Below are 10273 nucleotides of genomic sequence, written 5' to 3'. Positions count from 1 at the left end.
GGCCACTTCGCGCCGACGGAGGCGGAGGCGGAGCTGCGCCGCGGCCGCCGCTATTCGGTGGCGCGCCGGCTGGCCGGCTTGTTCGCGTCGTATGCCAGGCAACGCCCGAGCCTGCTGACCGATTGGCTGGCGGGCGATCCGGGTGACCTCGACCCGGACCTGGCCTGGCAACCGGAGCTCTGGCGCGCGCTGGTGGCCGCCGTGCCCGCCGATCCCCCGCACATCCGGCACCAGCGGACCGTCGCCGGGCTGCGCGAAGGCCGGACCGGCCTGCCGGCGCGGCTGTCCCTGTTCGGCCACACCCGGTTGGCGTGCACCGACGTGGAGCTCCTGGACGCATTGTCCGCCCACCACGACTTGCATCTGTGGCTGCCGCATCCCAGCGACCAACTGTGGCGCGCGCTGGCCGGCGCCCGCGGTGCCATCCCCCGCCGCCTGGACACCGGCCATCGCACCGTGGGTCACCCACTGCTGGCCACGCTCGGACGCGACCTGCGCGAACTCCAGCGCGGCCTGCCCGCCGATCCGCAGACGGACGAGCATCTCCCCGCACCGGAACGGCCCGACACACTGCTCGGCTGGCTGCAGTCCGACATCGCCGCGAATGCCGTTCGGCCGCAAGGGCGTAACCTCGCCGAAGATGACCGCTCCGTGCAGATACACAACTGCCACGGACCGGCGCGCCAGGTCGACGTGCTGCGCGAGGTGCTGCTCGGCCTGCTGCAGGACGACCCGACGCTGGAGCCGCGCGACATCCTGGTGATGTGCCCGGACATCGAGACGTACGCGCCGCTGATCGTCGCCGATTTCGGGCTCGGCGACGTCGTGCACGGCGCGCATCCCGCGCACCGGTTGCGGGTGCGGCTCGCTGACCGCTCTCCGCTGCAGACCAATCCGCTGCTCGGGGTCGCCTCGCGGCTGCTGGCGCTGGCCGGCAGCCGGGTGACCGCCAGCGAGGTGCTCGACTTCGCCGAGGTGGCGCCCGTGCGCGCCCGCTTCGACTTCACCGACGACGACCTGGAGGCCATCACCCGCTGGGTCCGGCAGGCCAACATCCGGTGGGGGTTCGACCAGGAGCATCGGCGGCCGTATCACGTCGACTTCGTGCACAACACCTGGCGTTTCGGCATCGACCGGGTGCTGGCCGGCGTCGCGATGTCCGACGACTCGCACGCCTGGCTGGACGCGACGCTGCCCCTCGACGACGTCAGCAGCAACCGCGTCGAATTGGCCGGCCAGTTCGCCGAATTCGTGGACCGGCTGCAACGCGCGGTCGACTCACTCACCGGCGCGCGGCCGTTGGGCGACTGGCTGGCCGCGCTGGCCGACGGGATCGAGCTGCTGACGCGCATCGACGACTCGGACCTGTGGCAGACCAGTCAGATGCACCGGGAGTTCGCCTCGACGCTGGCCGACGCCGGGCCGCACGCCGGCACGGTGCTGCGGCTGCCCGACATCCGGGCGCTCCTCGAGGGGCGCCTTGCCGGGCGCCCGACGCGGGCCAACTTCCGCAGCGGCACGCTGACGGTGTGCACCATGGTCCCGATGCGCTCGGTGCCGCACCGGGTGGTGTGCCTGGTGGGCCTCGACGACGGCGTGTTCCCCAGGCTCGGTGTGGTCGACGGCGACGACGCGCTGGCCCGCGACCCGATGACCGGCGAGCGCGACATCCGTTCGGAGGACCGGCAATTGCTGCTGGACGCCATCGGCGCGGCCACCGAGAAGCTGGTGATCACCTACACCGGCGCCAACGAGTACTCGGGCCAGCCGCGTCCGCCCGCGGTGCCGCTGGCCGAGCTGCTGGACACCCTGGACATGACCGCGTCGAGCGAGCAGACGGGCAAGGTTCGCGGGCGCATCGTCGTACAGCATCCATTGCAGCCCTTCGACGTTCGCAATGTCATCCCGGGAAGGCTGGTGCCGAAAGTCCCCTTCAGCTTCGACCCGACCGTGCTGCGCGCGGCGCGGGCCGCCGCGGGCGAACGCGGCGAGGCGCGCAGGTTCATTTCGGGACCGCTGCCGGCACCGCCGGCCGACGACGTCATCCTCGCCGACCTGGTGAGCTTCTTCAAGGACCCGGTCAAGGGCTTCTTCCGCGCCCTCGAATTCACCCTGCCGCGGGACGTCGACGGCGTGCAGGACGCCATACCCGTCGACCTGGACGGCCTCGAGGAGTGGACGGTCGGCGACCGGATGCTGAGCGACATCCTGCGCGGGTGGACACCGGACGACGCCCGGCAGGCCGAGTGGCGGCGGGGGACCCTGCCACCCGGCCAACTGGGATGGCGCAGGGCAACCGAGATTCGCGACCAGGCCGCCCTACTGGCGGCCGCCGCGCAGCAACACCGCGGGGCCGACGCCAAGGCGTACGACGTCGACATCGAACTCGGCTCCGGGCGGCGGCTCACGGGCACGGTCGCACCCGTGTACGGGGAGCGGCTGGTATCGGTGACCTATTCCAAGCTGGATGGCAAGCATCTGCTCGAGTCGTGGATTCCCTTGCTGGCATTGATCGCTCACGACCCCGACCGTGACTGGTCGGCGGTGTGCATCGGCCGCCTGAAGAGGGGGACCACCCCGCGGGTGGAGGGGCTCGGGCGTCCACCCGACGACGCCTCAGCGGTGCTGCGTGAGCTGGTGGCGATCTACGACGCGGGGCGCCGGGAGCCGATCCCGTTGCCCATCAAGACATCATATGCCTGGGCGGCCGCCCGGCACTGCGGCGACGATCCGCTGCGTGAGGCGGAATACCGGTGGAAGTTCGAGCACGATGAGCCGGCCCACCTGCGGGCCTGGGGCAAGAACACCCGCCTGACCGATCTGATGCGACCCGTGCGACCGGGCGAGGAGCACGACGGCGAAGACACCCGGCTGGGCGCGTACGCCGCCCGGGTTTGGCTGCCGATGCTGCGCTCCGAAAGGAAGCCGACATGATCGAGCGGTTCGACCTGCTCGGACCGCTGCCCGCCGATCGGTCCACCACGGTGCTGGAGGCCAGCGCGGGCACCGGCAAGACGTTCGCGCTGGCCGGCCTGGTCACCCGCTACGTCGCCGAGGGCGTGGCGACGCTGGACCAGATGTTGCTCATCACCTTCGGCCGCGCCGCCAGCCAGGAGCTGCGGGAACGTGTGCGCGGCCAAATGGTCGAGGCGGTGGCCGCTTTCGATGACGGCGCGGGTGCCAATGAATTGGTGGCTTACCTGCTGGAGGGCACCGACGACCAGCGCGCGGTGCGCAAGCAGCGCCTCCGCGACGCGCTGGCCCGCTTCGACGCGGCCACGATCGCCACCACGCACCAGTTCTGCCAGTTGGTGTTGAAGTCGCTGGGCGTGGCCGGCGACACCGCCGCGAACGTCACGCTGCTGGAGAGCCTCGACGAGCTGATCGTTCAGATCGTCGACGACCTCTACCTCGCGCACTTCGGACAAGAGCGCGACGATCCGGCGCTGGATTACCGCGAGGCGCTGCGGCTGGCGCGCGAGGTCGTCAAGAATCCCTCGACGCAGCTGCGGCCGCGCGACCCCGAGCCCGGATCGCGGGCCGCCGTGTGCGTCTCCTTCGCGAAAGACGTTCTCGCTGAACTTGATACGCGCAAGCGGCGGATGGGCGTGCTCGACTACGACGACCTGCTGAGCCGGCTCGCCGCCGCGCTGGCCACCGACGACTCCCCTGCTCGGGCCCGGATGCATCACCGCTGGCCGATCGTCATGGTCGACGAGTTCCAGGACACCGACCCGGTGCAGTGGCAGGTGATCGACCGCGCGTTCAGCGGACGCTCGACGGTGATCCTCATCGGTGATCCCAAGCAGGCCATCTACGCGTTTCGCGGCGGCGACATCGTGACGTATCTGCGGGCGGCCGAGACCGCCGGTGAGAAGAAGACGCTGGCCGTCAATTGGCGTAGCGATGCGGCACTCATCGATCGCCTGCAGGTGGTGTTGCGCGGTGCCCAACTTGGCGACCCCGCCATACTGGTGGACGACGTCGAGGCCTACCACCGGGGTCACCGTCTCGCCGGTGCCCCGCACAACGACCCGTTCCGGTTGCGGGTGGTGCAACGAGAATCGTTGGGCCGCCGTGGGGTTCAAAACTTGCCCATCGAAGAGCTGCGGGCACACATCGGCGCGGACCTGGCCGCCGATGTCCGCGCATTGCTGGCGAGCGGCGCGACGTTCGGTGGCAGGCCGCTGCAGGCCCGCGACATCGCCGTGATCGTGGAGAAGCACAAGGACGCCGCCGCCTGCTACCGGGCGCTGTGCGACGCGGGCGTACCGGCGGTGTACACGGGCGACTCGGACGTGTTCTCCTCGGACGCCGCCGAAGACTGGCTCTGCCTGCTGGAGGCGTTCGACCAACCGCACCGGCCCGGCATGGTGCGCGCCGCGGCGGCGACGATGTTCTTCGGCGAGACCGCGGAATCGCTGGCGGCCGGCGGTGACGCGCTGACCGACCGCGTCGCGGAAACGTTGCGGGAGTGGGCCGGTCACGCCCGAGAGCGCGGCGTCGCCGCCATCTTCGAGGCCGCGCAGCTGTCGGGCATGGGCGACCGCGTGCTGTCCGCCCACGGCGGCGAACGCCACATGACCGACCTGGCGCACGTCGCGCAGCTGCTGCAGGAGGTCGCGCATCGGGAGCGCTCCAGCCTGCCCGCGCTCCGCGACTGGCTGCGCAGGCAGCGCGACGAACGCGGCGGCGCGCCCGAACGCAACCGGCGCCTGGACAGCGACGCCGCGGCCGTACAGATCATGACCGTCTTCGTGAGCAAGGGCCTGCAATACCCGATCGTGTATTTGCCGTTCGCGTTCAACCGCAATACCCAGGACCGCGATGTGGTGCTGTTCCACGACGAGGGCGTGCGCTGCCTGCACATCGGCGGCAAGGACAGCCCGGACTTCACGGCCGTCGAGAGGCTGGGCCGCAAGGAGGACGCCAGCGACGACAGCCGGCTGACGTACGTCGCGCTGACCCGCGCCCAGGCGCAGGTCGTGGCCTGGTGGTCGCCGGCGTTCGACGAGCCCAACGGCGGACTCTCGCGGCTGCTGCGCGGCCGCCGACCGGGAGATTCCTGCGTACCCGACCGATGCGAACCGGCCAAGATCTCCGACGACGACGCGATGGCCCGCTTGCGCGAATGGGAGGAGGCGGGCGGTCCGGTGATCGAGCGTTCGGTGGTGGCCGCGGCACCGTCCGTGCCGCCCGAGCCGGTGCCGTCCGACCTGGCCAGCCGCCACTTTCATCGCGGCATCGACACGGGGTGGCGGCGCACCTCGTACTCCGGCCTGATCCGGGCCGCGACGGAAATTTTCGGGTCCGTCGGGGTGAGCAGCGAGCCGGAGGTCACCGAACTGGACGACGAAGCCGGTGATCTTCCGCTGGCCCAGGGTTCATCCGGGCCGGAAGTGCCGTCGCCGATGGCGGACCTGCCGATGGGCGCCAAGTTCGGCACGCTCGTGCACGCCGTGCTGGAGACGACCGACCCGTTTGCAGCAGATCTGGCCGCCGAGTTGGAGTCACACATCCGCGGCCACTCGGTGTGGTGGCCGGTCGACGTGGCCCCGGACCTGCTGGCGGCGGCCATGGTGCCGATGCACGATACGCCGTTGGGTCCGCTGGCCGGCGACCTGACCCTGCGCCGGATCGGGCTCCGGGATCGGTTGCGCGAGTTGGACTTCGAGTTCCCGCTGGCCGGCGGTGATCTGCGCTCGACCGCGCCCGAGATCCGACTGGCGGACATGGGGACGTTGCTGCGCGCGCACCTACCGGCCGACGACGCGCTGGCGCCCTATGCCGATCGGTTGACCAGCCGCCCCCTTGGTGATCAGCCGCTGCGCGGCTACCTCACCGGCTCAGTCGACGCCGTGCTGCGCGTGCCCGACGGCGCGGCGCACCGCTACCTGGTGGTCGACTACAAGACCAACTGGCTGGGCGATCCCGACCGGCCGCTCACATCCGCCGATTACGACCGGCCACGGCTGGTCGAGGCGATGCTGCACTCGGATTATCCGCTGCAGGCGCTGCTGTACAGCGTTGTGCTGCACCGGTTCCTGCGGTGGCGGCTGCCTGACTACGACCCGGCCCGGCATCTCGGCGGCGTCCTCTATCTCTTCGTGCGCGGGATGTGCGGCGCGGCCACACCCGTAATCGATGGGCACCCGTCGGGGGTGTTCAGCTGGCGGCCGCCGTCGTCGTTGGTGACCGGAATGTCGGACCTGCTCGACGGGAGGGCGGCCGCGTGACGCTGGAGGCGATCGGCGCCGAGGGCCTGTTGCGGACGTACACCGGGGCAGGCGTCTTCGAGGCCGCCGATGTCCATGTCGCACAGCGGCTTACGGCGCTCAGCGGCGAGCCCGACGAGCGGGTGGCGCTGGCGGTCGCGCTGCTGGTGCGCGCGCTGCGGGGCGGTTCGGTGTGCGTGGACCTGCGCACGGTGGCCGCGCAAGTCGGCGACGCGGAGCTGCCCTGGCCCGACGCCGGCGAATGGATGGCCGCCGTGCGGTCCAGCCCGCTGGTCGGCTCGCCGCCGGTGCTGCGGTTGTTCGGGGAGCTGCTGTACCTGGACCGGTATTGGCTCGAGGAGGAGCAGGTGTGCGCCGACCTGCTCGCGCTCTCCGTTCCCCGGGCAACGGGCGACGTGCCCGCCGTCGATCGGCTCTTTCCATCAGGCTATGACGAGCAACGGGCCGCCGCGGAAATCGCTGTCTCGCAGGCGGTCACCGTGCTGACCGGCGGCCCGGGCACCGGCAAGACCACCACGGTGGCGCGACTCCTTGCTCTGCTGGCCGGGCAGGCCGAGCTCGTCGGCCTCCCTCGGCCCCGGATCGCGCTGGCGGCGCCGACCGGCAAGGCGGCGGCCCGGCTCGCCGAGGCGGTGGCCGCCGAGGTGCAGCGGCTGGACGCCGCGGACCGGGCGCGGCTAGCGGGCCTGCCGGCGACGACGCTGCACCGGCTGCTGGGCTCGCGGCCGGATACGTCGGTGCGGTTCAAGCACAATCGCGGCAACCGGCTGCCACACGACGTGATCGTCGTCGACGAGACGTCGATGGTGTCGCTGACGATGATGGCCCGCCTGCTCGAGGCGGTGCGGCCCGATACCCGGCTGATCCTGGTGGGCGATCCCGACCAGCTCGCCTCGGTGGAAGCCGGTGCTGTGCTGGCCGATCTGGTGGATGGGCTCGCTACGCGCGACGACGTGCGGGTCGCGGCGCTGCGCACGCCGCATCGCTTCGGCGAGTCGATCGGTGCGCTGGCCGAAGCGATCCGGATCGGCGACGCCGACCGCGTGCTGGAGTTGCTGAGGGCCGGTGGCGATCACGTCGAGTGGCTCGACTCCGACGGGCCGACCGACCGGCTGCGCGCGGTCCTGGTTCCGCACGCGCTGAGGGTGCGGGAGGCCGCGGTGCTCGGCGCCACCGGTGTGGCGTTGGCGACGCTCGACGAGCACCGGCTGTTGTGCGCGCACCGGCACGGCCCGTACGGGGTGTCGCACTGGAACCGGCAGGTGGAGCGTTGGCTCACGGAGGAGACGGGTCAGCCGATAACCTCGGCGTGGTACGCCGGTCGGCCGGTCTTGGTGACCGCCAACGACTATGGGCTCAAGGTCTACAACGGGGATGCCGGAGTGGTCGTGGTCGGCAGCGACGGGCTGCGGGCCGTCATCGCCGGCGCCGCCGGAACGTTGAGCTTCGCGACCAGCCGGCTCACAGACATCGAGACCATGCATGCGATGACGATCCACAAGAGCCAGGGCAGCCAGGCCGACGAGGTGACGGTGCTGATGCCGCCGGAGGATTCGCGGCTCCTGACCCGCGAATTGTTCTACACCGCCGTGACGCGGGCGAAGACCAAGGTCCGGGTGGCAGGTTCCGAGGCTTCCGTGCGCGCCGCCATCGCGCGCCGCGCCGTGCGGGCGACCGGACTGGCGCAGCGGCTGCGCGCCTCCGGTGGGGAGCCTAGTGCGCGCCGCCGGATTGCGCCTTCGCCGCCATCTGCTTGAGCATGCCGTCGTGGATGATGTCGATGCGTGAACGGGCTTCCGCGCACACGTACGGGTCCCGGATCACGGTGAGTTGGTTGTCCTGCTTGGATTCTCCGCCGGTGGACCAGTTGGTCGAGCCGGTGATGACGTCGACGCCGTCGATGATCACCATCTTCAAGTGCATGATCGCCGACTTCTCACTGTGGCCGATCGCGATGCTGTTGCCGGTCTTGTCGTTGAGCCAGGGGGCCAACAGAGCGCGCTCGGACTTTCCCGCGGCTTGCGTGGAGTCGAGACTCATTTGTACATAGATCTTTTCGTCGTTCAGCGACGACTGCAGCACCGAATTCAGTTCCGGGTCGTCGTAGCCGTACATCGCGACCACGATGCTCTTGTCGGCCGACGTCAGCAAGTCCTTGAGCGCCTCATGCACACGGTCGACCGGGCTGTAGAACGTTCGCGTGTTGTCGGGGTAGCCGGGCGGAAACGGCGCGGCTTTGTATTGGTCGAGAGTGGTCAGCGAACTGAGGGCCATGGCGTTTCTCCTTCACAACGCGGGGGACGTCCAGTCGGTGGGGTCGGCGCTGAGCCGTTGGTCGGTCAGATTCGGTAGGTAGCCAGGGTTGTCGCGGCGGCGCACGAGCACGCTCGGATGCACCAGTGCGTCGGGGCCCATTGGGCGGCGCCGGCAGCCGACGAGGTACCACAGCTTGCCGTTGTTGTGGATCGGCGCGTTCGCGAAGTCTTCGGTCACCGCGCACTGCTCCCGGTAGGCAGCCGCGTCGATCGCCAGCTCACCGACGATCCCGTCGGTGACCCATTTCAACGCGATCGTGGCGAGCCGGTGATCGGGCATGAACGTGCCGCCGACATCGGCGTGCACGCCGGCGAACCAGCGTTCCTCCAGCCCCCGCGGATGGCGCTCGACGAGGTACTCCCGGTAGGGGCGGCGGCGTTCGTCGATCGAGACGGCGTGGCGGATGCGCGCGACGTTGGGCAGCGAGCGCGTGTAGGGCCAGCGCAGGTTGCCGAACCGCAGGAAGCCGGCCGCCTTGACGGTGTCCCACAGGCCGAGATACGCCACCGGCACCGCGTGGTGCCACACCTGATTCGGGCTGTTCTGCCGCACGGTGGAAAACAGCGGCTCGTCCTCGGTGCGCCAGCAGAACGCGCGGGCGAACTCGGCCCAGCGGGCGTACTCGTCCGGGGTGAAATAGCGGTTGATGGCGTACTTTTCGACCGCGTACGGCAGCAGGTTCTCCGAGCCGGGCCGCAGCAGTCCCGGCCGCAGCAGCATGCCGGCCAACGCGCGCGCGGTGTAGGCGCCGCGGCTGAAGCCGAAGATGTACAGCGCGTCACCCGGGCGCCAGTGTTGCATCACATACCGGTAGGCCTGTGCGACATTGCCTTTCAGCCCCAGGCCGAATGCCTTCTCGAACAATAAGTCCTTGGTGCGGGACAGCTTCGAATGCGCCGATGCCGGCGCCAGCGTGCCGACGCCGGGGTCGTAGTAGGCGAGCTGGCCGGCCGGGTCGTCCTTCACCAACATCTCGAAGAGCTTGGCGACATTGGTGAGGTTGCCGGCCCCGATCTGGTTGGCGGTGCCGTCGAGGCAGACGACGATCCGCTTGCCCCGCGCTGGCTCAGGGTGCTCGGACATCTCGGGGAACGCCTCTCACAGGGATGCGACTCCCTGATGTGTGGCACTTTACGACGACCGCGCACGGTGCGGAAGAATCGCGGTCAGCATGGACAACAGCGACGGCTCCGCGCCGACACCGGAACCCGCGTCCCGGCGCGCCCACATCGTGCGGCTCGGCGTGTTCGTGGCCTTCCTGCTCCTGATGTTCTACCTGGTGGCCATCGCGCGCGTCGTCCACGTGGAGGAGCTGCGGCGGGTGGTCTCCGCGACGGGGCCGGCGGCGCCGCTGACCTATGTGGTGGCGTCGGCCGCGCTGGGTGCGGTATTCGTGCCGGGTTCGATCCTGGCGGCGGCCAGCGGGCTGCTGTTCGGTCCCCTCCTCGGCATCTTCGTGACGCTCGGCGCGACGGTCGGCACCGCGATCGTGGCGAGCCTGATCGGCCGGCGGGCTGGGCGCGACAGCGCCCGGGCGCTGCTGGGGACGAAACGCACCGACCGCATCGACGCCCTCATCGAGCGCCGCGGGCTGTGGGCGGTCGTCGGCCAGCGGTTCGTCCCGGGCATCTCCGATGCGCTGGCGTCCTACGCGTTCGGCGCGTTCGGAGTGCCCTTGTGGCAGATGGTCATTGGCTCGTTCGTCGGTTCCGTGCCGCGCG

General features: G+C 70.4%; 6 protein-coding genes. 4 read left to right on the top strand and 2 right to left on the bottom strand.

Features of this window, described 5'->3' with window-relative positions; translation table 11 throughout:
- The 3 genes from recC to recD all read left to right on the top strand — a co-directional run.
- Positions 1-2934, top strand: a 2934-nt coding sequence (gene recC, locus A5709_RS16585; RefSeq protein WP_068120840.1) for an exodeoxyribonuclease V subunit gamma, incomplete at its 5' end; no start/stop codon positions are given.
- The gene (gene recB, locus A5709_RS16580) at positions 2934-6236 is read left to right on the top strand and encodes an exodeoxyribonuclease V subunit beta (protein ID WP_067947336.1); all 3303 of its coding nucleotides are present in this window, start codon (positions 2934-2936) and stop codon (positions 6234-6236) included. The genes recC and recB, both read left to right, overlap by 1 nt.
- On the top strand, positions 6233-7993 hold the full coding sequence (gene recD / locus A5709_RS16575) for an exodeoxyribonuclease V subunit alpha (RefSeq protein WP_068120838.1): 1761 nt from the start codon (positions 6233-6235) through the stop codon (positions 7991-7993). Before recB ends, recD begins: the two co-directional genes overlap by 4 nt.
- On the opposite strand, the gene A5709_RS16570 is transcribed toward recD, so the two are convergent.
- Positions 7950-8510: a phospholipase D-like domain-containing protein gene (locus A5709_RS16570; protein ID WP_067947330.1), complete on the bottom strand. Its 561-nt coding sequence runs from the start codon at positions 8508-8510 to the stop codon at positions 7950-7952. The two genes, recD and A5709_RS16570, sit on opposite strands and share 44 nt — an antisense overlap.
- Positions 8511-8522: 12 nt before the next feature.
- Positions 8523-9635 carry a DUF2235 domain-containing protein gene (locus A5709_RS16565; protein WP_067947328.1) on the bottom strand — a complete coding sequence of 371 codons (1113 nt, stop codon included), beginning with the start codon at positions 9633-9635 and terminating at the stop codon, positions 8523-8525.
- A gap of 88 nt (positions 9636-9723) precedes the next feature.
- Between A5709_RS16565 and A5709_RS16560 the strand changes: the two genes are divergently transcribed.
- Positions 9724-10273: TVP38/TMEM64 family protein (locus A5709_RS16560; RefSeq protein ID WP_068120836.1), on the top strand; the 550-nt coding region annotated here is incomplete at its 3' end.

Origin of the sequence: Mycobacterium sp. E1386, from assembly GCF_001672745.1 — a bacterium.
In the GTDB taxonomy this organism is placed as follows: Bacteria; Actinomycetota; Actinomycetes; order Mycobacteriales; family Mycobacteriaceae; genus Mycobacterium.
This window is presented reverse-complemented; position numbering and strand designations above follow the sequence as displayed.